Origin of the sequence: Bradyrhizobium macuxiense (assembly GCF_001542415.1) — a bacterium.
In the GTDB taxonomy this organism is placed as follows: domain Bacteria; phylum Pseudomonadota; class Alphaproteobacteria; order Rhizobiales; family Xanthobacteraceae; genus Bradyrhizobium; species Bradyrhizobium macuxiense.
Genome location: NZ_LNCU01000114.1, coordinates 58475 through 81928, shown reverse-complemented (window position 1 = coordinate 81928; position 23454 = coordinate 58475). Strand labels below are relative to the sequence as shown.

The 23454-nt window shown below is 64.8% G+C and carries 17 protein-coding genes; 1 reads left to right on the top strand and 16 read right to left on the bottom strand.

The window, feature by feature from the left end:
* The 16 genes from AS156_RS34465 to AS156_RS34390 all read right to left on the bottom strand — a co-directional run.
* On the bottom strand, nt 1-870 hold an 870-nt coding region (locus tag AS156_RS34465), incomplete at its 3' end, for an ABC transporter ATP-binding protein (protein ID WP_245313199.1).
* A complete protein-coding gene (glpD, locus tag AS156_RS34460; RefSeq protein ID WP_066513815.1) occupies nt 867-2411 on the bottom strand; it encodes a glycerol-3-phosphate dehydrogenase in 1545 nt (514 codons plus the stop codon). The genes glpD and AS156_RS34465, both read right to left, overlap by 4 nt.
* A 433-nt stretch (nt 2412-2844) precedes the next feature.
* Nucleotides 2845-3675 (bottom strand): DeoR/GlpR family DNA-binding transcription regulator, encoded by an 831-nt coding sequence (locus tag AS156_RS34455; protein WP_066513814.1) that lies wholly within the window; start codon nt 3673-3675, stop codon nt 2845-2847.
* Nucleotides 3676-3792: 117 nt separating this feature from the next.
* Nucleotides 3793-4467, bottom strand: a complete 675-nt coding sequence (locus tag AS156_RS34450) for an HAD family hydrolase (RefSeq protein ID WP_066513813.1) — start codon at nt 4465-4467, stop codon at nt 3793-3795.
* Between the two features lie 84 nt (nt 4468-4551).
* Nucleotides 4552-4746 carry a hypothetical protein gene (locus AS156_RS34445; protein WP_066513812.1) on the bottom strand — a complete coding sequence of 65 codons (195 nt, stop codon included), beginning with the start codon at nt 4744-4746 and terminating at the stop codon, nt 4552-4554.
* Between the two features lie 166 nt (nt 4747-4912).
* Nucleotides 4913-5344, bottom strand: coding sequence for an acyl-CoA thioesterase (locus AS156_RS34440; RefSeq protein ID WP_066513811.1), 432 nt, complete (start codon nt 5342-5344; stop codon nt 4913-4915).
* Nucleotides 5341-7437, bottom strand: coding sequence for a 3-hydroxyacyl-CoA dehydrogenase NAD-binding domain-containing protein (locus AS156_RS34435; RefSeq protein ID WP_066513810.1), 2097 nt, complete (start codon nt 7435-7437; stop codon nt 5341-5343). Before AS156_RS34435 ends, AS156_RS34440 begins: the two co-directional genes overlap by 4 nt.
* 2 nt (nt 7438-7439) lie before the next feature.
* On the bottom strand, nt 7440-8723 hold the full coding sequence (locus AS156_RS34430; RefSeq protein WP_066513809.1) for an acetyl-CoA C-acetyltransferase: 1284 nt from the start codon (nt 8721-8723) through the stop codon (nt 7440-7442).
* Complete coding sequence (locus AS156_RS34425) at nt 8723-10990, bottom strand: acyl-CoA dehydrogenase (protein WP_066513808.1); 2268 nt, start codon at nt 10988-10990, stop codon at nt 8723-8725. Before AS156_RS34425 ends, AS156_RS34430 begins: the two co-directional genes overlap by 1 nt.
* Nucleotides 10991-11392: 402 nt before the next feature.
* Nucleotides 11393-12643: an SMP-30/gluconolactonase/LRE family protein gene (locus AS156_RS34420; RefSeq protein WP_066513807.1), complete on the bottom strand. Its 1251-nt coding sequence runs from the start codon at nt 12641-12643 to the stop codon at nt 11393-11395.
* Between the two features lie 1067 nt (nt 12644-13710).
* On the bottom strand, nt 13711-14334 hold the full coding sequence (locus tag AS156_RS34415) for a flavin reductase family protein (RefSeq protein WP_066513806.1): 624 nt from the start codon (nt 14332-14334) through the stop codon (nt 13711-13713).
* Nucleotides 14335-14424: 90 nt separating this feature from the next.
* Entirely contained in the window at nt 14425-15033 is a 609-nt protein-coding gene (locus AS156_RS34410) for a TetR/AcrR family transcriptional regulator (RefSeq protein ID WP_066513805.1), read from the bottom strand.
* A 21-nt stretch (nt 15034-15054) separates the two neighbouring features.
* On the bottom strand, nt 15055-18195 hold the full coding sequence (locus AS156_RS34405) for an efflux RND transporter permease subunit (protein WP_066513804.1): 3141 nt from the start codon (nt 18193-18195) through the stop codon (nt 15055-15057).
* A gap of 137 nt (nt 18196-18332) precedes the next feature.
* Complete coding sequence (locus tag AS156_RS34400) at nt 18333-19439, bottom strand: efflux RND transporter periplasmic adaptor subunit (RefSeq protein WP_066513803.1); 1107 nt, start codon at nt 19437-19439, stop codon at nt 18333-18335.
* A 316-nt stretch (nt 19440-19755) separates the two neighbouring features.
* Nucleotides 19756-21081 (bottom strand): MFS transporter, encoded by a 1326-nt coding sequence (locus tag AS156_RS34395; protein ID WP_066513802.1) that lies wholly within the window; start codon nt 21079-21081, stop codon nt 19756-19758.
* Between the two features lie 151 nt (nt 21082-21232).
* Nucleotides 21233-22396, bottom strand: coding sequence for a winged helix-turn-helix domain-containing protein (locus AS156_RS34390; RefSeq protein WP_066513801.1), 1164 nt, complete (start codon nt 22394-22396; stop codon nt 21233-21235).
* A gap of 420 nt (nt 22397-22816) precedes the next feature.
* Here AS156_RS34390 and AS156_RS34385 point away from each other — a divergent pair, with 420 nt between their 5' ends.
* A complete protein-coding gene (locus AS156_RS34385) occupies nt 22817-23446 on the top strand; it encodes an OmpA family protein (protein WP_066513800.1) in 630 nt (209 codons plus the stop codon).
* Nucleotides 23447-23454 lie beyond the last annotated feature (8 nt).

Genomic DNA, 23454 nt, shown 5'->3' with positions numbered 1-23454 from the left:
GCGGCCGGCCGCGGCACTGCCGACCTCGAGCTGGTGCGCGCGGAAGCCGACACGGTAGATGCCGTCGGGCACATTGGCGTAGAGGCCGGTCGCGGGCGCCTGCTCGCCGCCGGTATAGATCACCTGCCCACCCTTCTTCTCGATACCGATGATGTTGAGCGGCGGATCGGAAAACACCTGCGCGACGCGCAGCGTATCCGGATGGCGGTAGACCTTCGGCGTCTCGCCGATCTGCAGCGCCCGGCCTTGCCACATGCACACGGTGTTGCCGCCGAGCAGCAGCGCTTCCGACGGTTCGGTGGTCGCATAGACGAAGATCGCGCCCGAGGCCTCGAAGATCCGCGGCAGTTCGGCGCGCAGCTCCTCGCGCAGCTTGTAGTCGAGATTGGCTAGCGGTTCGTCGAGCAGCACCAGGTCCGCGCCCTTGACCAGCGCCCGCGCGATCGCGGTGCGCTGCTGCTGGCCGCCGGAGAGCTGCAGCGGCGTGCGCTTCAGGAAAGGTTCGAGCCGCAGCAAGCCTGCGGCTTCCGCGACCCGCTTCTCGATCTCGGCGCGCGGCTTGCCCTGCACGCGCAAGGGCGAGGCGATGTTCTCGTAGACAGTCAGCGAGGGGTAGTTGATGAACTGCTGATAGACCATCGCGACCGAGCGCTGGCGCACGTCGGCGCCGGTGACGTCGTTGCCGTCGACCAGCACGCTACCCGTGGTCGGCTTGTCGAGGCCGGCGAGCAGCCGCATGATCGAGGTCTTGCCCGACAGCGTCGGCCCGAGCAGCACGCTGAGCGTGCCGCGCTCCAGCGTGAGCGAGACGTCGCGGATGGCCGGAATACCGTCCACCGTCCGCGTGACGTTCTGCAAAGTGACGCTCATGGCCGTCCTCCCGCTTCGCGGAGGGGACGTTCACCGGACACGCGGTTGGCGGCCATCCACTCGTCGAGCGCGGCGATTTCACTCGCCGTCATCCGCAGGCCCAGCTTGGATCGCCGCCATACGACGTCTTCCGCGCTCTGAGCCCATTCGTTCGCCATCAGGTACCGGACTTCACTTTCCGTCAAGGTGGCGCCGAACGATCGGCCTAGATCATCAGCGGATTTCGCATTGCCCAACAGTTTGGTCGCGCGCGTGCCATAGGCATGCGCAAGACGGTTCGCGTGCGGCTGCGAGAGGAACGGGTAGTTGCGCATCAACTCGGCGGTCAGCGCCGCGACCGCGGAGACGTCCATGTCGCCGCCGGGCAGCGGCGCCTTGCCGGTCCAACCCTCGGACGCTTTCGCGTTGCGAAGATAGGGTGACAGCCGCTCCAGTGCCTCTTCGGACAGCCGGCGATAGGTGGTGATCTTCCCGCCATAGATCGACAGCAGCGGCGCGCCACCGGGCGTGTCGAGCTCGAACACATAGTCGCGGGTTGCGGCCTTGGCCTCGCTCGCGCCGTCATCATAGAGCGGACGCACGCCGGAATAGTCCCAGACGACGTCCTCGGGCTTGACCGGCTTCGCCAGATATTCGCTGGCGGAGGCGCAGAGATATTCGATCTCCTCCCGCGTCGCCTTCACCTTGGCCGGATCGCCGTCATAGTCGCGATCGGTGGTGCCGATCAGCGTGAAGTCATCCTGATACGGGATGACGAAGATGATGCGGCCATCGGCGTTCTGAAAGATGTAGGCGCGGTCGTGGTCGTAGAGCTTCTTGACCACGATGTGCGAGCCCTGCACCAGCCGCACCTTGGCGCGGGCATTGACGCCGGCACCCGACGCCAGCACCTGCTCGACCCAGGGTCCGCCGGCATTGACCACGACGCGGGACTTGATCACCTCGCGCGCGCCGCTCGCGCGGTCCTCGATCGTGACGTGCCAGACGCCGTCGACCTGCCTGATCTCGACCGCGCGGGTGCGGGTGCGGATGTCGGCGCCGCGATCGGCCGCATCGCGCGCGGTCAGCGCCACCAGCCGCGCGTCGTCGACGAAGCAGTCGGAATATTCAAAACCCTTGCTGTAGCGGCCGGGGATCAGCGGCTTGCCCACCACGTCGCGGGCGAGATCGACCGAGCGCGTCGCCGGGAGCAGGTGTCGGCCGCCGATGTGATCGTAGAGGAACAGGCCGAGCCGCAGCAGCCAGGCCGGGCGCAGGCCGGCATGGTGCGGCAACACGAAACGCAGGGGACGGATGATGTGGGGTGCGATCTGCCAGAGGATCTCGCGCTCGATCAGCGCCTCGCGCACCAGGCGAAACTCATAATATTCGAGATAGCGCAGACCGCCATGCACGAGCTTGGTCGACCAGGACGACGTCCCGCTCGCCAAATCATTCATTTCACAGAGGAAAACAGAGTTGCCCCGGCCCGCCGCATCGCGCGCGATGCCGCAGCCATTAACGCCGCCTCCGATGATGGCGAGGTCGTAAATTCGATCCAAAGAACGCTTCCCCCAGTGACCGCCTTCGCTTCGGCGGTTTTACTTTCGGATTGGATTAAATCACAACAGAAAACGAAAGCAAACCGAAAATGGGAACTTTCGTTGGGGATTTTTGGGGAGGGGAACCGGTCGGGGCTTGGTGGTTGCGGTTCGTCCAAATCTTTGACCGTCACCCTGAGAAGCCGCGCAGCGGCGTCTCGAAGGGTGCGCGGCCCCACTGGTGGCCGTGCACCCTTCGAGGGCCGCTGAAGAAGCGGCCACCTCAGGGTGACGGTGAGAGATTTGCGCGCGCGGCTTCGTCGAACGCCGCGTCTCTGGAATACTGGATCGCCCGGTCCCCTCTATGCCAAGGCTCCGACGGGGCCAGTACCCGCAGGCACGCCGAACCTTCAGCGGAGGCGGCAAGCCGGGCGATGACAGCGAGGGTACGGAATCAGGCGCTGCGCAGCGTGACGGGGGCGGGCTCGGCGCCGTTGTCGTCGATATCCGTGGGCGGCTTGTCCATCGCGACGACGACTTCGATGCCGCGCGAATGGCAGATATTGGCGAGGCCCGCGGGCAGCGGTGAATCCGTGATGAAGGTCTGGATCTGGCTGATATGGGCGATGCGCACCGGCGCGCTGCGGCGGAGCTTGGTCGCATCGGACACCAGCATGACGTTGCGCGCATTGGCGATGATCGCCTGCGCGACCTGCACCTCGCGATAGTCGAAGTCGAGCAGCGCGCCCTCCTCGTCGATCGCGGACGCGCCGATGATGGCGTAGTCGACCTTGAACTGGCCGATCAGCTGCGTCGCGGTCGAGCCGACCACGGCGCCGTCGGCGCGGCGCACGGTGCCGCCGGCCACCACCACCTCGATGCGCGGATGGCGGTAGAGCAGCATCGCAACGTTGAGGTTGTTGGTGATGACGAGCAGATCCTCGTGCGAAGTCAGGGCGCTCGCCACCTCTTCGGTCGTGGTGCCGATATTGATGAACAGCGAGCAGCCGTTCGGAATTCGTGCGGCCGCGGCGGCGCCGATCGCCTTCTTCTCGTCCGCCGCGACGAAGCGGCGCGCCTCATAGGCGAGGTTTTCCACGCCGGAGGCGATGATCGCGCCGCCATGGATGCGGGTCAGCGACCGCTGGTCGCAGAGATCGTTGAGGTCCTTGCGGATGGTCTGCGCCGACACCTCGAATCGCTTGGCAAGGTCCTCCACCATCACCCGGCCGAAGGCACGTGCGATGTTGAGGATTTCAGTCTGACGATGCGATAGTCCGGCCACGGTGGCACCCTCGAAGCGGCAAGTCGCCTATCGTGCGACCGTTCGGCACCGAGGTCAACGAGGGAAGCAGGGCCAAGCCGGGAGTCGCGTCGCAGCGACGGCCAGATCGCTAACACGTCACCACGCCATGGCCGACGCGACCAGCCTGATCAATTCCGGATCGTCGAACGCCTTCGCGCTGGCGATGGCGCCGGCTGCGACCAGATCCGCATGGCTCAATCCGGTTCGCATCCCGATCGTCGCGATCCCTGCGGCGGTGGCGGACTGAACGCCGGAGCGCGAATCCTCGAACGCCAGCGCGGCCTCTGCCGACGCGCCGGCGAGGCGCAAGCCCTCCAGATAGGGCAAAGGATGCGGCTTGCCGTGCGCCAGTTCGTCGCCGATCACGACAGCCTTGAAGCGATGCGCGATGCCGAGTCCCGACAACAGCAATTCGGCATTCGGGCGTGGCGCGTTGGTCACCGCGACCATGGGGACGCCGACATGATCCGCCTGGTCGAGCAATGCCATCAATCCCGGCACCGGTGCGATCTGGCCGCGGACCAGTTCGCGGAAGACCCGCTCCTTCTCGCCGAGGATGACGATGCGGCGCTCGACCGGTTCGTGTGCCAGGAAACGCTCACCGATCGACGCGTTGGAGAAGCCCTGCAACTCCTTGCCGAAGCGCGCGTGATCAAAGGCATGTCCGTGAGGACCGAGCACCTGGTTGAACGCAGCCAGATGGAGCGGATCGGTATCGGCCAGCGTGCCGTCAATATCGAACAGCAGCGCCTTGCCTTGTTCCTGCAACATCCGGGTCATGTTTCCGTGAGTCCGGATGCATCAATACAGACTCTTGCGGCGCGCGCAAATGGCGCATCGCAGGTCAAAGGCCGTTCAGGAGGCAAACTGCAGAATTTGCCCGGTCACAAGACGGCGCGCCGCACGCTCGGCCTCGCGTGCATTGCGGAATATCTGGCCTTCAAGGGCGTCGAAGCGGTGCGATGCTGCAAAGAACTGATAACCGCGCGCATCGCGCACCACGATACCCGCTGTCTCTGAACTGACTTCGATGACGTAGCTGTCGGACATTGTTGGCCTCGGATTGATTCCGCGCCGACAACGGCATTGCCGCCCGTTTGTTCCTCATCAAATTTGCAGGTGGCGAAGCGCCGTAGCCTGCAGTTGACCAGAGCCGGGCTCGATTTTGACACGTTTTGTTGAAGCGAGTCGGAGACTGATTCGCGCAGGCAACGCGCTACGTCTCGATCGTTTCGCCGTCGCGCTGAATCGCCTGGGGATGGCCCTGCTCGTCGATCGAAACGTAAGTGAAGTTGCCGTCGGTCACCAGGACTGATTGCTGGTCGCGGCGTCGCAGCACCCAGGCTTCGAGATGCACGGTGACCGATGTGCGACCGACGCGCACCAGATTGGCGTGCACCGAGACAAGATCGCCGACATAAACGGGCTTGCGGAAATTCATCGCCTCGATCGCGACCGTCACGGTGCGCGACTTCGCCACCTTGGAGGCGAACACGCCGCCGCCGAGGTCCATCTGGCTGAGCAGCCAGCCGCCGAAGATATCGCCATTGGCGTTGGTGTCGGCCGGCATCGCCAGCGCACGGATGCAGAGATCGCCCTGCGGCTCGTTCCCGGAGATCGGCGGCGCGTGGATGTGCGTGTCGGTCACTTGAAGGTCTCCCAGCCGGCATCAGGCGTAAAGCGATCGCCGAATTTCTGCGCGAGCGCGCGCAACGCGGACACCACATTGTCGGCGCCTCGCGTGCGGGCGTAGTTGAGCGGCCCGCCGCGGAACGGCGCATAGCCGGTGCCGAAGATCATCGCGCCATCGACCATGTCGGCCTCATCGACGATGCCCTCGCGCAAAGCCGCGACGCAGACGTTCGAGATCGGCAGCACCAGGCGATCGATCATCTCATCGGTCACCCGCGGACCGGTCTCCGGCAGCGGGGTCTTCTCCGCCTTGCCGTCCTTCCAGGTGTAGAAGCCCTTGCCGGTCTTGCGGCCGAGCTCGCCCTTGGCGACCTTCTCGCGCAGCCAAGCCGGCGTCGGCGGCAGATGATCGCCGAACTTCGAGCGCAGCATGTCGCCGACATCGAGACAGATGTCGAGGCCGACCTGGTCGGCCAGCTCGATCGGGCCCATCGGCATGCCGAACTGCACCGCGGCCGCATCGATCAGGCGCTGGTCGATCTTCTCGTCCAGCATCACCATCGCCTCGAGCATGTAGGGCGTCAGCGCGCGGTTGACGAGAAAGCCGGGCGAGCTCTTCACCGGCAGCGGCAGGCGATCGATGGCGCCGACGAAGGCCTGCGCTTCCCTGAGCATGGCAGCATCGGTGCCGTCATGGCTGACGACCTCGACGAGCTGCAGCCGCGACACCGGGTTGAAGAAATGCAGGCCGAGCAGCCGCTCCGGCCTCGCGAGCGTGGTGCGCAGATCCTGCAACGGGATGCTCGAGGTGTTGGTGGCGAGGATCGCGCCTTGCTTCATCTTCGGCTCGAGGCCGGCATAGACCTTCTGCTTCAGCTCGAGCTTTTCCGGCACCGCCTCGATGATCAGATCGGCATTGCGGACGCCCTCTCCGTCCATGTCGGGGATCAGGCGGTCGAGCGCGTCGCGCTGGTCGATCTTCTTGCGCATGATCTTGCCGAACAGATCGGCGGCACGCTTCATCGCGCCGGCGATCGGCTCGGCCTTCATGTCGGCCAGCGTGACCCGCATGTCTTCATGAGCGCACCAGGCCGCGATGTCGCCGCCCATCGCGCCGGCACCGATGACATGGACGTGCTGCACCTTGTTGCCGCCGCCGGCCGCCTTCTTCATCTGCTCGCGCAGGAAGAACACGCGGATCAGGTTCTGCGCTGATGGCGTCACCATGAGATTGGCGAACGAGGTCTTTTCCGCGTTCAGCATCGCCGAACGGTTGCCGGCATGCTTCTCCCAGAGATCGATCAGCGCGTAGGGCGCGGGATAATGGACGCGCGGCGCCGCCTTCGCAGCCTCGCCGCGCATGCGGGAGGCGAGGAAGCCCCTCACCGGCGCAAGATTGAGCAGCGAGTTCATTGCGCCCCGCCTGGCGCGCTTCAGGCGGCCGAACACCGCGTCCCTCACGGCGTTGCGAACGTGACGCTCCTGCGTGACGGCATCGACCAGCCCGAGCGATCTGGCGCGGCGCGCATCGATGGTCTTGCCGGTCAGCATCAGCGTCATCGCCTGCATCGGATTGATCAGTTCGGTGAAACGCACGGTGCCGCCGAGGCCGGGATGCAGGCCGAGCAGCACCTCGGGAAAGCCGAAGCGCGCATCGTCGATCGCAATCCGCATCTGGCAGGCCAGCGCAACCTCGAGCCCGCCGCCGAGGCAGAAGCCGTGGATGACGGCGACCGACGGCACGCGCAGGGCCTCCAGCCGGTCGATCACCGCATGCGCCCGGCCGATCTCTGTCTCGACCGCGCGCGGGTCGCTCACGCCGCGGAATTCGTTGACGTCGGCGCCGGCGATGAAGCCGCTTCGCTTCGCCGAGCGGACCACGAGGCCGGCCGGCCGCTGGCTTTCCAGCGACGTCACGATCGCGTTGAGCTCGTCGATCATGTCGGCGGAGATCGTATTGGCGCTGGCGCCGGCGCGGTCGAACAGCAGCCAGGCAATGCCGTCGTCGTCGCGCGTCAGCTTGAAATTCCGGTAGGGACTGTCGGCCGCGGGCGTCGGCCCGAGCTCGAGCACGCGGTCGGCGAGGACGTCGATGATCTGAGAATCCATGATCACACCGTCTCTATCAACATCGCGCCGCCCTGCCCGCCGCCGATACATTCGGTGGCGACGCCACGCCTGGTGCCGAGCCGCTTCATCGCATTGACGAGATGCAGCACGATGCGGTTGCCGCTGGTGCCGACGGGATGACCGAGGCTGATCGCGCCGCCGTCGACATTGAGCTTGGCACGGTCGATCTCGCCGGCGGCGCCGTCGAGGCCGAGGATCTCGCGGCAGAACTTGTCGTCGTTCCAGGCGGCGAGGCAGCCGAGCACCTGGGTGGCAAAGGCCTCGTTCAGCTCCCAGGTCTCGACATCCTGCAGGGTCAGCTCGTTGCGCTTCAAGAGCGCACTCGCCGACAGCACCGGGCCGAGGCCCATGATCGAGGGATCGAGCGCCGACCACTGGCTGTCGAGGATCACGGCCTTCGGCGTCAGCCCGTGCTGTGCGACCGCGGTCTCGGAGGCAAGGATCACCCAGGACGCGCCGTCGGTGATCTGCGAGGAATTGCCGGCGGTGACCTGGCCCCAGGGCCGCTCGAACACCGGCTTGAGCTTTGCCAATGTCTCCGGCGTCGAATCCGGGCGGACGCCGTCGTCATGGTCGTAGAACTTGCCGTCGCGCGAGAAGGCGGTTTCGACCTCGCCCTTGAGGTAGCCCTGCTTCTGCGCATTCGCCAGCCGCTGGTGACTCTCTGCGGCATAGGCATCGGACTGCGCGCGGGTGATGCCGAAGAGATGGCCCACCTTCTCGGCGGTCTGCCCCATGTTGAGCTCGGTGATGGGATCGGTCAGCCCGCGCTCGAGGCCGATGATCGGCTTGAGATAGCTCGGCCTCACCTTCAGCGCCGCGGCGATCTTGGCGCCGATGCCCTTGGCACCGGCGAGGCCCGCAAACCAGCGCACGCCGGCATTGGGCCAGACCAGCGGCGCGTGGCTCAGCGCCTCGGCGCCGCCGGCGAGGATCAGATTGGAGATGCCCTCGCGGATGTAACGATAGCCGGTGTCGATCGACTGCATGCCGGATCCGCAATTGATCTGCACGGTGAAAGCGACCATCTTCTCGCCCATGCCGAGCCGCAGTGCCGCGACACGCGCCGGGTTCATCTCGTCGGCGATGACGTTGACGCAGCCGAGGATCACCTGGTCGAAGGCGGTGGGTGCGAAGGGCTGCCGCGCCAGCAGCGGCCGGCCGCATTGCACAGCGAGATCGACCGGAGTGAACGGGCCGGGGCCGGAGCGCGCCTTCAGGAACGGCGTCCGGCTGCCGTCAACGATAAAGACTGGTCGCGCCATCAGCTCGCCGCCCTCTGCTCACCCAGTTCCTGGAAGAACTGATGCACGCCGGCGGATTTCTTGTAAATCGGGGACAGCGCCTCGGGTGCGAAATCGTCGACCTCGATGACCTTCGCAACGGCCTCGCGGGCGGCGGCCAGCTTCTCGCCCTCGCCCTGGGTGATGACCCCCTTCTTGACCGCGTCCTGCCAGTCATGGATGCGCGCGGCATGCAGCCGTTTCGCAGCGTCCTCGGACTCGGTCACGAGGCGGAAGGCCTTCTCGAGCCGCGCGATGCCGCGATCGTCCTCGACGAAGGCGAGATCCGGCGTCAGGCGATCGCGCGCCGCCGACGGCGACAGCACGAGCTGCGCGCATTGGTGGATGACGCGATCCGACGGTCCGACGACGCGCGCGCCAAACGGCTGGATCAGGAATTTCAGCACCCATCCGACGACGCGGTTCGGCAGATTGGCGAGGATTTCCGCAAAGCGGTTCTCGATGGTCTTGAAGCCGGTCGCCATGCACCATTCGAGCGCGGGGAGATCTTCCTTCTGGCGGCCCTCGTCCTGCCAGCGCTTCAGCGCGGCAGAGAGCAAGTACAGCTCGGACAGGATGTCGCCGAAGCGGGCGGACAGCATCTCCTTGCGCTTCAATGCGCCGCCGAGCGTCAGCAGCGCCATGTCGGCGCAGAGCGCGAACGCCGACGAATAGCGCGAGAGCTGGCGATAGTACTCTGTCGCCTCGCCGGCATCCGGCGCCGGCGCGAACAGGCCAAAGGTCCAGCTCCGGCCCCAGGCGCGGACCATGGTCGCGAAGCTGTGACCGACATGCTTCCAGAACGCGGTGTCGAAGGCGGTCAGGCCCTTGTCGCGATCGGCCTCGCCGAGCGCGTTCATCTCCTGCAGCAGATACGGATGCGCGCGGATCGCGCCCTGCCCGAACACGATCAGATTGCGGGTCAGGATATTGGCGCCCTCGACCGTGATGCCGACCGGCACCGAGCGGTAGAGCTCGCCGAGATAGTTCTGGGGTCCGTCGATCACGGCCTTGCCGCCATGGATATCCATCGCGTCGTCGATCGCGATCCGCATCCGCTCGGTGGCGTGCAGCTTCATGATGCCGGAGATGACGGCGGGATGATGCCCCTCGTTCAGCGCGGCGCAGGTCAGCCGCCGCGCGGCGTCGAGCAGATAGGCGGTGGCAGTGATGCGCGCGAGCGGCTCCTCGATGCCTTCGAACTTCGCGATCGAGATGCCGAACTGCTCGCGGATCCGGGCATAGGCGCCGCTGGTGCGCGCAGCATAGGCGGCACCGGCGGCCGACAGCGACGGCAGCGAGATGCCGCGGCCGGCGGCGAGCGCCGTCATCAGCATCTTCCAGCCCTGACCGAGCCGTGCCTGGCCGCCGATGATGTAATCGAGCGGGATGAAAACATCGCGGCCCCAGTTCGGGCCATTCTGGAACACCTGCATCGCCGGCAGATGGCGGTGGCCGATCGAGACGCCAGACAGATTGGTCGGAATCAGCGCAACGGTGATACCGAGCTCTTCCTCCTTGCCGACCAGGTGATCAGGGTCGTAGGCCTTGAAGGCGAGCCCGAGCAGCGTCGCGACGGGACCGAGCGTGATGTAGCGCTTGTGCCAGTTGAGCTTCAGCCCGAGCACCTCGCGGCCTTCGAAAATGCCCTTGCAGATGATGCCGGTGTCGATCATCGAGGCAGCGTCCGAGCCGGCCTCGGGGCTGGTCAGGCCGAAGCAGGGAATGTCGCGGCCGTCGGCGAGCCGCGGCAGCCATTTCTGCTGCTGCTCCCTGGTGCCGAAGCGCATCAACAATTCACCTGGTCCGAGCGAGTTCGGCACCATCACGGTGACAGCCGCGGTCAGCGAGCGCGAGGAGACTTTGCGCACCACTTCGGAATGCGCGTAGGGCGAGAAGCCGAGGCCGCCGAATTCCTTCGGGATGATCATGCCGAAGAATTTGTTGCGCCTGACGAAGTCCCAGACCTCGGGCGGCAGATCGCGCCATTCCCAGTTGATCTTCCACTCGTCGAGCATTGCGCAGAGCTGGTCGACCGGGCCGTGCAGGAAGGCGTTCTCCTCGTCGGTCAGCTTCGCCGGCGCGAAGGCCAGCAGCTTCGACCAGTCCGGATTGCCGGTGAAGAGATCGGCATCCCACCAGACGTCGCCGGCTTCCAGCGCCTCGCGCTCGGTGTCCGACATCGTCGGCAGCACGCCGCGCGCCCAGGAGAAGATCGGCTTGGTGATGAAGTCGCGGCGGAAGCTCATGGTGGGGTCCTCATGAATCGGCGGCGCGGGCGGGGTGATCCTAGCGGAAAGTGCCTGTCACCGGTGAACACTTCGCCCTTCAAATAAAGCGAAATTGACACTGGCAGCGCGCCGTTTGTTAACGGCAGGCCGTGCGTTCAGTTCCGAAAGCCGAGGTGCGACAATCAGGTAGCCGGGGATGGCGCCGTCCGTCCGATCCACGCGAGGCTTAGTCGAGCAGGCGCGGCAGCGGAAGTTCACCTCTCCCTTGGGAGAGGTCGGCGCGCAGCGCCGGGTGAGGGGTTACGGTCCCTCGTGAGAGCAGCGCCCCTCACCCGATTTGCTGCGCAAATCGACCTCTCCCCGCTGGGGAGAGGTGAAACGAGTCCGCGGTCAGAACCGTTCAATCCGGTCCATTCCTCGTTAGGCCGGCCCCGCCCCCTGGGTCGCGGTATAGACCGCATAGAGCGACTGGCTGGCGGCCATGAACAGGCGGTTGCGCTTGGGGCCGCCGAAGGTGATGTTGCCGCAGACCTCCGGCAGGCGGATGCGGCCGAGCAGCTTGCCTTCCGGCGACCAGCACGTCGCACCGTTGTAGCCGACGGCGCGGCCGGCATTGCTGGAGCACCAGACATTGCCGTTGACGTCGCAGCGGATGCCGTCCGGTCCGCATTTCACGCCGTCGACCATGAAGTCGGCGAACCGCTTGCCGTTGGAGACCTTGTTGTCGGCGCCGACATCGAACACGAACACGTCGCCCTTGCCGCCTGGGCCGGTGTCGCCCGGTCCCTTGCCGGTCGAGACGACATAGAGCTTCTTGTAATCGGGCGAGAAGCAGATGCCGTTCGGATCGGGCACCTGGTCCTCGCTCACGACGACATCGATGCGCCCGGACGGATCGACGCGGTAGCAGTTGGTCGGCAATTCGCGCTTGAACGGCACGAAGCCCGGCGGTTGCCCGATCCGCGGATTGAGCTTGCCGGCCGGATTGACCGGGCCGCCCGCGGCGTCGGGCTCGCCCTCATAGAGCTGGCTGCCATAGGGCGGATCGGTGAACCAATAGCTGCCGTCGGGATGCGCGACGATGTCGTTCGGCGAGTTCAGCTTCTTGCCGTTGTAGGAGTCGGCGAGCACGGTGGCGGTGCCATCGTTCTCATAGCGCACCACGCGGCGGGTGAGATGTTCGCAGGAGAGCTGGCGGCCCTGGAAGTCGAACGAGTTGCCGTTGCTGTAATTCGACGGCATGCGGAAGACGCTGACGTGGCCGTCATCCTCCGACCAGCGCATCTGCCGGTTGTTGGGGATGTCGCTCCACAGGAGATAACGGCCCTGCGAGCTCCAGGCCGGGCCCTCCGCCCACAAGACGCCCGTGTAGAGACGCTTGATCGAGGTATTCGGCTGGGCGAGGTCGTTGAAGGACGGATCGACCGCGATGACGTCGGGGTCCCAGAAATAGGTGGTCGGCGCCCCTCTCGGGCTGAAGTCGCGCGGTGGGCTCGTGATCGTCGTCGGCGGACTGACCGGCGCAGGCGCTGTCGCATTCTGGGCCAGCGCACTGCCGAGTCCCGTGGCGGTGGCGGCGGCAGAAACTGCCAAACCCTGGACCAGCGTTCGTCGTGAAACGTTTGGCTCGCGCCGCACTTCTGTCGGATCGCGCCGCTCTTGGCGTGTCATCGCATCCTCCCACTGAGTTAGCCGGCCGTTGATCCGGCCTGGCGCGTGGAGGTTAGACTGCTCCCGGCGAGGTTGCGAGTGACGGTTTTTCATGTCTGCGCGCGGAAAGCTCACATTGTTGTGGTTCCCGCCTCCATCATCGCGGGGCGAGAAGGCAAAGCGCCGTACTCGCCATAAGCCCTCTTCGTCGCTTGATGCACACGTCGCGCCACATTCACAACTGTCGTCCCTGCGAACGCAGGGGCCCATACGCCGCGGCGGGTGTTGTGAATCGGGCCCGTCGTTCCAGCATCATGCAACAATGAACATTCGTGGTTATGGGTCCCTGCATTCGCAGGGACGACACTGACTGTGCTGCGCGATTTGTGAGTCGAACGTCCGTTGCCCTCTGCGTCGCTTGATCCGCGCGTCACGCCACATTCACAACTGTCGTCCCTGCGAACGCAGGGACCCATACGCCGCGGCGGGTGTTGTGAATGGGGCTCGTCGTTCCAGCATCATGCAACAATGAACATTGGTGGTTATGGGTCCCTGCGTTCGCAGGGACGACACTGACTGTGCTGCGCGATTTGTGAGTCGAACGTCCGTTGCCCTCTGCGTCGCTTGATCCGCGCGTCGCGCCACATTCACAACTGTCGTCCCTGCGAACGCAGGGACCCATACGCCGCGGCGGGTGTTGTGAATGGAGCTCGTCGTTCCAGCATCATGCAACAATCAACATTCGTGGTTATTGGTCCCTGCGTTCGCAGGGACGACACTGAGTGTGTTGCGCGATTTGTGAGTCGAACGTCCGTTGCCCTCTGCGTCGCTTGATCCGCGCGTCACGCCACATTCACAACTGTCGTCCCTGCGAACGCAGGGACCCATACGCCGCGGCGGGTGTTGTGAATGGGGCTCGTCGTTCCAGCATCATGCAACAATGAACATTGGTGGTTATGGGTCCCTGCGAACGCAGGGACGACACTGAGTGTGTTCCGCGATTTGTGAGTCAAACGTCCGTTGCGAGGAGCAAGCGGGCCGCGCGAATGCGCGCCCGTAGGCCCGCAATGACGGCTACGTGGACAAGCTCAATCCGGCCGGAGCATCTCGAACATGTTTTCCGGCTTGATCTCGAAATAGTCGCCCCTCCGTCCGGCGCGGACGATGGGATGCGCGAGGCCGGTCTGGTAGATGCCGTCCTTGATGAAGGCCTTGTCGATATGGACGGCGACGACCTCGCCGAGCGTCAGCCAGGCTTCGGCCTTGCGGCCGTTGGCACCCTGCAGCTGGACGATCTGGCTCACCTTGCATTCGAACGAGACCGGGCTCTCGGCGACGCGCGGCACGTTGACGAGCTTGCCGGGCACGGGGGTCAGCCCCGCGAGTTTGAATTCGTCGACATCGCGCGCGACATGGGCGGCGGTCGCGTTCATGTGCCTGGCGAGATCCATCGTCGCCAGATTCCAGACGAACTCGCCGGTGTCCTGGATGTTGGCGACGCTGTCCTTCCAGTTGGTGGAGGAGAAGCCGATGATCGGCGGCACGTAGCAGAAGGCGTTGAAGAAGCTGTAGGGCGCCAGATTGACGTTGCCCTTGGCATCGCGCGAGGAAATCCACCCGATCGGGCGTGGCGCGACGATGGCGTTGAACGGGTCGTGCTTGAGGCCGTGGCCGTTCTTCGGCTCGTAGAAATGCAGGTCTTTCGCGGTCACGCTGGGCCCCTCGTCATTCCGGGTTCGATGCTTACGCATCGCCCCGGAATGACGAGGAAGTCAACTGACTAAAACGTCAGCTCTGACGGCTCAATTCGCCCGGGCCCGCGGTGACAGGGCGGCAATCACGAAATCGATCATCTGGTCGATGGTCGGGCCCGGCTTGGTCGCGCATTGGGCGATCATCTGCGGGTGGAAGAAGCGCATCATGGCGGTGCAGGCGCAGAGCGAGGCGAGCTGCAGGTCCTTGACCTCGAATTCCCCCGAGGCCGCGCCTTGGGCGATCACCTCGCCGATAATGCGGGCGATCAGTTCCATATGGGCGACGCAGACTTCCCAGTCCTCCTGCATCGCGATCTCGACCATCTCGTGCAGCTTGGAATCGCCGACATAACGCTCGGTGTTCATGCGATTGATGGTCGTCATCATCTCGCGCAGGCGCGCTGCGGCCGGCCCTTCTGATCGGGCGATGCGCTGTGCCTCGATCTCGACCTCGCCCATCAGGCCGCGCGCCACGCCCTCGTGGATCGACTTCTTCGAGTCGAAGAAGCGGTACACGTTGGCGGGGCTCATGCGCAGCTCCTTGGCGATGTCAGCCACCGTGGTCTTCTGGTAGCCGATTTGCCGGAACAAACGCTCCGCCACCACGAGAATCCGCTCGCGGGTGTCAGTTTCGCTATGCTCCGAAATCAGCGTCATGTCGGTCTACTCAATGTTCATTTATTCTGCCGCTTCAGCAAGCGGAAATGCGCGTTGCGCATCGCCGGCATGCTGCGGCGCGGTATTGGACTGCTCGCCAGGACCGCACTCGTCCAGAGTCTTGCGGAACCAGAGGGCGTAAAGGCCCGGCAGATACAGCAAGGTCAGGAAGGTCGCAACAAACAATCCGCCCATGATGGTGATCGCCATCGGGCCCCAGAACGCCGAGCGCGACAGCGGGATCATGGCCAGGATGGCGGCAAGCGCGGTCAGCACCACCGGCCGGGCACGGCGGACGGTGGCTTCGACGATCGCCTCCCGCCGCGTCAGGCCGTGCGACACGTCGCTCTCGATCTGATCGACCAGGATCACCGCGTTGCGCATGATCATGCCGGCCAGCGCGATCAGGCCGAGCAACGCCACGAAGCCGAACGGCTGGTTAGCGACGTTCAGGCCCAGCGAAGCGCCGACGATGCCGAGCGGCGCGGTCAGGAACACCAGAAACAGGCGCGAGAAGCTCTGCAACTGGATCATCAAGAGCGTCAGCATCACCATCACCATCACGGGGAAGAGGACGAAGATCGACGCATTGCCCTTGGCCGACTCCTCGAACGCCCCGCCCGGCTCGATCCGGTAGGCCGGCTCGAGATGATCCTGGATGTCCTTCAGCTTCGGCGAGATCTGGTTGGTGACGTCGGGCGCCTGCACGCCGTCGACGACGTCGGAGCGCACGGTGATCGCCATGTCGCGGTTGCGCCGCCACAGGATCGGCTCCTCATGCGCATATTCGATTTTTGCAATTTGCTGGAGCGGGACCGCCACACCATTGCGTGACGTGATTGTGAGATCGCCGACCCGGCCGAGGTCGAGCCGCTCCGACGGCACGGCGCGTGCGATCACGCCGACCTTCTCGATGCCGTCGCGGATTGTCGTGACCGGCGCACCCGAGATCAGCATCGACAGCGCCTGCGAGACGTCCTGCGGGGTGAGGCCGAGCGCGCGCGCCCGATCCTGGTCGACGACCAGCTTCAGGTAGGGCGACTGCTCGTTCCAGTCGAGCTGGACGTCCTTGACGTTCGGATTCTGGCGCATGATGTCGCGCACCTTGTAGGCGATATCACGCACCTTCTCGGCGTCAGGCCCGATCACCCGAAACTGGACCGGGAAGCCGACCGGCGGACCGAAATTGAAACGATCGACCCGGACCCGCGCCTCGTTCAGCGCACCGTCGGCCACCGCCTGTTCGATCTTCGCCTTGATGCGTTCGCGCGCCTCGACGTTCTTGGAGAGGATCACGATCTCGGCAAAGGCCTCGTTCGGCAGCTGCGGATTGAGGCCGAGCCAGAAGCGCGGCGAGCCCTGGCCGACATAGGCGGTATAGGTCTGAATGTCCTGATCGTCCTTCAGGAGTTTTTCAGCCTCCTTGACCGCCTTCTCGGTGACGTTGAAGGCGGTGCCCTCGGGCAGACGGAGCTGCAGGAACAGCTCGGGCCGCTCCGACAGCGGGAAGAACTGCTGCTGGACATGACCGAACGCGACGATCGAGGCGACGAAGACGCCGACGGTCGCGGCCACCACCTTGACGCGGTGATCGACGCACCACTGCACGACGCTGCGCAGGCCGCGATAGATCCGCGTCTCGTAGATCGCGTGCGGATCGTGATTCTGGTGCACCTTGATGTTCGGCAAGAGCTTGACGCCGATATAGGGCGTGAAGATCACCGCCACGAACCAGGAGGCGACCAGCGAGATCGCCACGATCCAGAAGATGCCTCCGGCATATTCGCCGACCGCAGAATTGGCGAAACCGATCGGGAGGAAGCCGGCGGCCGTGACCAGCGTTCCCGTGAGCATCGGAAACGCGGTGGATTCCCAGGCAAAGGACGCCGCCTTCATGCGGTCCCAGCCCTGCTCCATCTTCACCACCATCATCTCGACCGCGATGATGGCGTCGTCGACCAGGAGGCCGAGCGCGATGATCAGCGCTCCGAGCGTGATGCGGTGCAGATCGAGCGACATCGCGTTCATCACGATGAAGACGATGCCGAGCACCAGCGGCACCGATAGCGCCACCACAATGCCGGTACGCCAACCGAGTGCGACGAAGGAGACGAACAGCACGATCGCGAGCGCCTCGACGAAGGAGTGCACGAACTCGCCGACGGCATGCTCGACCACCTTGGGCTGATCGGCGATCTGCTCGACATTGATGCCCTGCGGCACCGCCTTCATGAACTCGGCGGTTGCCTTCTTGACGTCCTCGCCGAGCTCGAGAATGTTGGCGCCCTTGGCGGTGACGACGCCGATGCCGAGCGCGGGCTTGCCTTCCTGACGCACCTTGAAGGTCGGTGGATCGACATAGCCATGGGTGACGGTGGCGATATCGCCGAGCCGGAACACGCGGCCGTTGCTCTCGACTGGGGTTTCGGCAACGGCCTTGACGCCGTCGAGCGCGCCGGTGACGCGGAGCGGCACGCGCTGCGAGGAGGTCTCGACGGTGCCGGCGGGCGTCACGTTGTTCTGCTTGGCGAGCGAATCGAACAGCGCCTGCGGCGTAATGCCGAGCGTGGCGAGCTTGGCATGCGAGAACTCGACGTAGATGCGCTCGTCCTGGATGCCGTAGAGGTCGATCTTGGTCACCCCCGGCACCTTCAGGAGTCGCTGGCGGAAGCCTTCGGCGACCTTCTTCAGCTGCGCATAGTCGGCGCCGTCGCCGGTCATCATGTAGAGAATCGAATCGACGTCGGAGAATTCGTCGTTGACGACGGGACCGAGGATTCCGGCCGGCAGCTCGCCCTGCACGTCAACCAGCTTCTTGCGCAGGAGATAGAAGAGATAGGGCACGTCCTTCGGCGAGGTCGAATCCTTGAAGGAGACCTGCATCGCCGTGAAGCCCGGCTTGGAATAGGTCTGCACCTTGTCGAAGAACGGCAGCTCCTGCAGCTTCTTCTCGATGGGATCGGCGACCTGCATCTGCATTTCCTGCGAGGTCGCGCCCGGCCACATCACCGACACGTTCACCACCTTCACGGTGAAGAACGGATCCTCGGCGCGGCCGAGCTTCTCGTAGGAGAAGTAACCGGCGACGCCGAGCACGATCATCAGGAACAGCACCAGGGTCGGGTGGCTGACCGCCCACGCCGAAAGGTTGAAGCGCTTCATCGAACTCTCCAAGTCCAATTCGTTTCGACTTCAACCGTCATTGCGAGCGAAGCGAAGCAATCCATTCTTCCACCTGCGGCGACATGGATTGCTTCGTCGCTTCGCTCCTCGCAATGACGGAACTCAATGATCCGGGATCAGAACGACAGCGACGAGACGACGCGGACCTTCTGGCTCGGATCGAGCTTCTGCACGCCGAGCGCCACCACCTTGGCGCCTTCGTCGACGCCGCCCGAGATGATGACGCTGTCGCTCTCGTAGGACTTCACCTTGACCGGCTTCAGCGCGACATCACCCTTGTCGTCGACGATGAAGAGCGAGGGATCGCCGCCCTCGCTGAACAGTGCGGACAGCGGCAGCTTGGCGACGCGCTCGCTCGCGTTGTCGGCCAGCGTCAGCGTCGCGGTCATCCCGAGCGAGACGGAATCGTCGGCGTCAGGCAGCGAGAATTTTGCCAGATAGGTGCGGGTTGCCGGATCGGCCGACGGTGCGACCTCGCGCAGCTTCGCGGTATAGGTCTTCTTGGCGTCCGACCACAGCGTCACCGTGGCTACGCCCGACCTGGCACGATTGAGAAGCGTCTCTGGGATCGCGACGACAGCTTCCTTCTCGCCAAGTCGGGCGACACGGATCGATGCCTGGCCCGCGGCAACCACCTGGCCGGGCTCGATCATGGTCGCTGTGACGACACCCCGGGTGTCGGCCACCAGCGTTGCGTAAGAGAGGGAGTTCCTGGTCAGCTCGACCGAGCGCTCGGCGCGGTTCAGCCGGGCGCGGGCCTCGTCGCCGGCAGCCTTGGCGGAGTCGAGCTGCGCGTCGGTGGTCCAGCCCTTGGCCTTGAGATCCTTGGCACGCTGCTCGGCGGCGGCGGCCTGCGCCAGCACGCCGGTGGCGGCGCGAAGCTCGGCCTCCGCCTGCTCGGCCTGCAGCTTCAGATCGACCTCGTCGAGGGTGGCCAAGGGCTGGTCGACGTCGACTGTCTGTCCGACCTCGACCAGCCGCTTGGCCACCTTGCCGGCAACCCGGAAGCCCATGTCGGCTTCGATCCTGGGCTTGATGGTGCCGACAAAACTGCGCTCGGGGGTTTCAGCCTCGTAATGGACGGTCGCCACCAGAACGGGGCGTCCCGGTTCGACCTTCTCGGCCGTCTTCTCGTTGCAGCCGGTCAGCGCGAATACCGCAAATGCTAACGACGCCCCCGTCAAGAGCCTGTAATAGCTCGAGAAAATGGAACGGACGAACATCTGACATCTCCATCGGCTGACGACTGATGAAGACTATCGATTTATCACTGATAAATGTCAATATTCGTCAGTAATAACTAATTCGTGAGGACGGCCTGGGAATCGGCGTCGGATTTGCGGGTGTGGCGACTTGGAAGATGCCTAGTCCGGGACTGTGTATGGGGTTGTTTTCGATTTTTTTGGTCCAGCCGAGCGGCTGGATCACGCCAATACCTGTCCCATACGCCCGGTAGCGTCGGACGTCGGAGGACGGGTGGAGCGGAAAGGCGCGATCCAGGCTACGACGGGTCAGCCCGCCCCTCCGCAGACGTCATCGCTACTTCGCGCCGGCGAACTCGGCCTTGGTCTCGTGGCTGCCGATGAAGACGAGCAGGCCCGCGATCAGCGGCAGCAGCGACAACACCAGCAAGCCCGTGGACGTGCTGCCCGTCGACTCCTTGACCCAGCCGATCAGATAGGGGCCGCCGAAACCGGCGAGGTTGCCGATCGAGTTGATCAGCGCGATCGCGCCGGCGGCCGCGGTGCCGGAGAGCCATGCGGTCGGCAGCGTCCAGAACACCGCGAAGGTGCAGAACACGCCGATCGCGGCGATCGTCAGCACGACCATGGTCATGGTGGGATCGGTGATGTAGCTGGAGACGCCGAGCGCCAGCGCGGTGAGCAGCAAGGGAGCGCCGACATGGAAGACGCGCTCGCGCGTGGCGTCCGAGCGGCGCGCCCACAGGATCATCGCGATGGTGCCGAACACATAGGGGATCGCGGTGACGAAGCCGGTCTGCGCATTGGTGAGGCCGAACGCCTTGACGATCGTCGGCAGCCAGAACTGCATGCCATAGAGCGCGGCGACGAAGCCGAAATAGATTGCGCTCAGCGCGAGCACCTTGGGCGAGGTGAGCGCCTGGACGAGTGAGAAGTGCTGGGCCGCCTGCTTGGCCGCAACCTCGGCATCGAGCTTCGACTTCAGCCATGCCTTCTGCTCGGCCGAAAGCCAATCGGCCTTCTCCGGCCTGTCGGTGAGGTAGAACCAGGTGACGAGGCCGAGCAGCACCGAGGGGACGCCCTCGACGATGAACAGCCACTGCCAACCCTTGAACCCCATCACGCCGTCGAGCCCGAGCAGCATGCCGGAGATCGGCGCGCCGATCACGGTCGAGATCGGCACGGCGAGCGCGAAGGCCGCCAGGAAGCGGGCGCGATATTGGGCCGGGTACCAGTAGGTGAGATAGAGGATGATGCCGGGGAAGAAGCCGGCCTCCGCCACGCCGAGCAGGAAGCGCAGCGCGTAGAAGCTCCGCTCGTCATAGACCGCCGCCATCAGCGCCGAGAGGATGCCCCAGCTCACCATGATGCGGGCGATCCAGCGGCTGGCGCCGAACTTCTCCAGCGCCAGATTGCTCGGCACCTCGAAGATGAAATAGCCGACGAAGAAGATGCCGGCCCCGAAAGAGAACACCGTCGGCGAGAACTTCAGCTCCGAATTCATGGTGAGCGCGGCGAAGCCGAGATTGACGCGGTCGAGATAGGAGAAGAAGTACGCCAGGATCAGGAACGGGATCAGCCGCCAGGAGATCGCGCGGATGGTGGACGTTTCGATCTCGCTGCGGGCGCCGCTGTTGGGCGCGATGGTCGCGGTCTGGCTCATGTGTTTCCCCCAGGGTATCTGCTTGCCCCGACGATTATTGATTGGCAGCGCGTTGAGCAATGGCAAAAACTCATAACACACAGCGCCAAACGGGAACGCGAGCGACGCCGCGCGACCCGGTGGCTCGCAATGACGGCGGGGGAATCCCGCCCTACTCCGCCAGTTGAAACCGCTCGAAGCGATCGAGCTCCTCCTCGATCCGGCGCTTCAGCTCCTTGCGCGCCGCCTGCTTCTTGCCGTTGCCGACCCAGCTCCATTTCTGCATCAAGAGCTTCTTATTCTGCCGGTCGGTCTTCAGGTCGAGGGCGGCGACGATGTCGTCTCCGACCAGGACCGGCAGCGCGAAATAGCCGAACACGCGCTTGTCCTTCGGCACATAGGCCTCGAAGCGATGGCCGTAGCCGAAGATCAGCTCGGTGCGCTTGCGCTGGATGATCAGGGGATCGAACGGCGAGAGGATGTGGACGAGGCCGGGGTCGCCCTCCCCGGTCGGCTCCAGCACGTCCGGCTGCGCCCAGTGCTCCTGCTTGCCGGCGCCGTCGACCGCGATCTGAACCAGCTCCTTGCGGCGCACGCGGGCCTCGATCAGGCGACGCACCGCCTGCTTGCTGGGCGCGTCGAGGTGGCAGATCGAGTCCAGGCTGACGATGCCCTGCGAGCGCAGCGCACGGTCGAGCAGATAGGCGATGATTCCGGATGCGGCGGCCGGCTTCGGCGGCTTCTCCCAGCCGAAATGCCGGGTCGTCAGCTCGTAGGTCTTCAGCATGCCGTTGCGCTCGCTGATCGTGACCGCGCCGCCATAGAAGGCGAGCTGCAGCGCGCGCTTCGAGGGCTTCCGGCTCGCCCAGAGGTGCTCCTTCTCGGTCAGCACGTCGTCCTCGATGTCGCGGATGGTGAGCGGACCGGCGCGCACCAGCCGCATCACCTTGCGGGTGTCGGCCGGCGTCACCGAGGCGAACCATTTGTGGCCCTCGCGCTTGTGCGCCTTCATCGCCGGCAGGAAGAAGCTGATGTCCTTCGACGGGATGTAGGACAGCGCATGCGTCCAGTATTCGAACACGCTCTTGTCCGTGCTCTGCGCCTGCTTGAGGTCGGCGCGGCGGTAATCCGGAATGCGGGAAAACAGGATGTGGTGATGGCAGCGCTCGATCACGTTGATGGTGTCGATCTGCACATAGCCGAGATGGGTGACAGCTGCCGTCACGGCGGCAGGCCCCTCACCGAACGGCGCTCTTGTATCGAGCCGCTGTGCGCGCAGCCAGATGCGGCGGGCGTCGGCATTGCTCAACGGAATGGGGGCGGTCGTGCGGGGCATTTCGTTGCAATGTAGCGAGATTTGCGCGCCTGTGGAGAGCGGTCCGGCGGATATCAGCTCCGCAGCGTCGTCAGCGCTTCGGCTGCTCCGTGACCGACCCGGTCGACATCTCGGCCTCGCAGAGCGCATCGACGTCGCCGACTGGTCGCGATCATGATCGTCCCTGCGATGGTCCCGATAGCCACGCTGCCGCCTGATCTGCTCGAACACACCCGCCCGTCTAAGCTTGCTGACGCACTTCCGATGCGCCTCAGGCTAGGCGACTATCTGGCCGATTATTTGACCTTGCTCCGCCACGTCGCGACGGCAATGCCGGCTATGTGACTTACATCACATTCGCGACTTTGAACCGATCCTACGGTCGCACCATCAAATCGACAGCAAGCCGGATTGGCTCGCGTGAAAGTTGAGGAGCAACCCATGACCCGCTCTCATGTTCTTTCCCTTCTGATCGGCGCCACGCTGGCGATGACGGCGGGCCTCGCGCTGGCTGGCGACAACATCGTCCCGGCCGATCAGATATTGACCGCGCTGAAGCCCAGGCCGGTGACCCGCAGCCTCTCGGCCGGCGCGCAGGTCGATCCAGCCGTCTCGGCGAAGGAGACGGCCTTCCTCAACAGCGTTCGTAACCGTCAGACCCGATCGCTGTCGCTCGGCGAACGCCAGGAGATCGCCGAGATCGCGACCAACAAGCCGAAGATCGATCTTGAGATTCACTTCGACTACAACTCGGCCGAGATCAACAAGGGCTCGACCCAGGCCGTGCAGGAACTCGGCAAGGCGCTGTCCGATCCTAGCCTGCAGGGTTCGACCTTCGTCGTCGCCGGCCATACCGACGCCATCGGCGGCGAGGCCTACAATCAGGATCTGTCGGAACGCCGCGCCGACACCATCAAGACGTATCTGGTCGAGCACTACGGCCTGAACGGGTCAAACCTGGTGACCGTCGGTTATGGCAAGACCCGGCCGAAGAACCCCGACGCACCGTTCGATCCGACCAACCGTCGTGTGCAGGTCGTGAACATGGCGACCAAGACTGCCGCACAGTAAGCCAACGC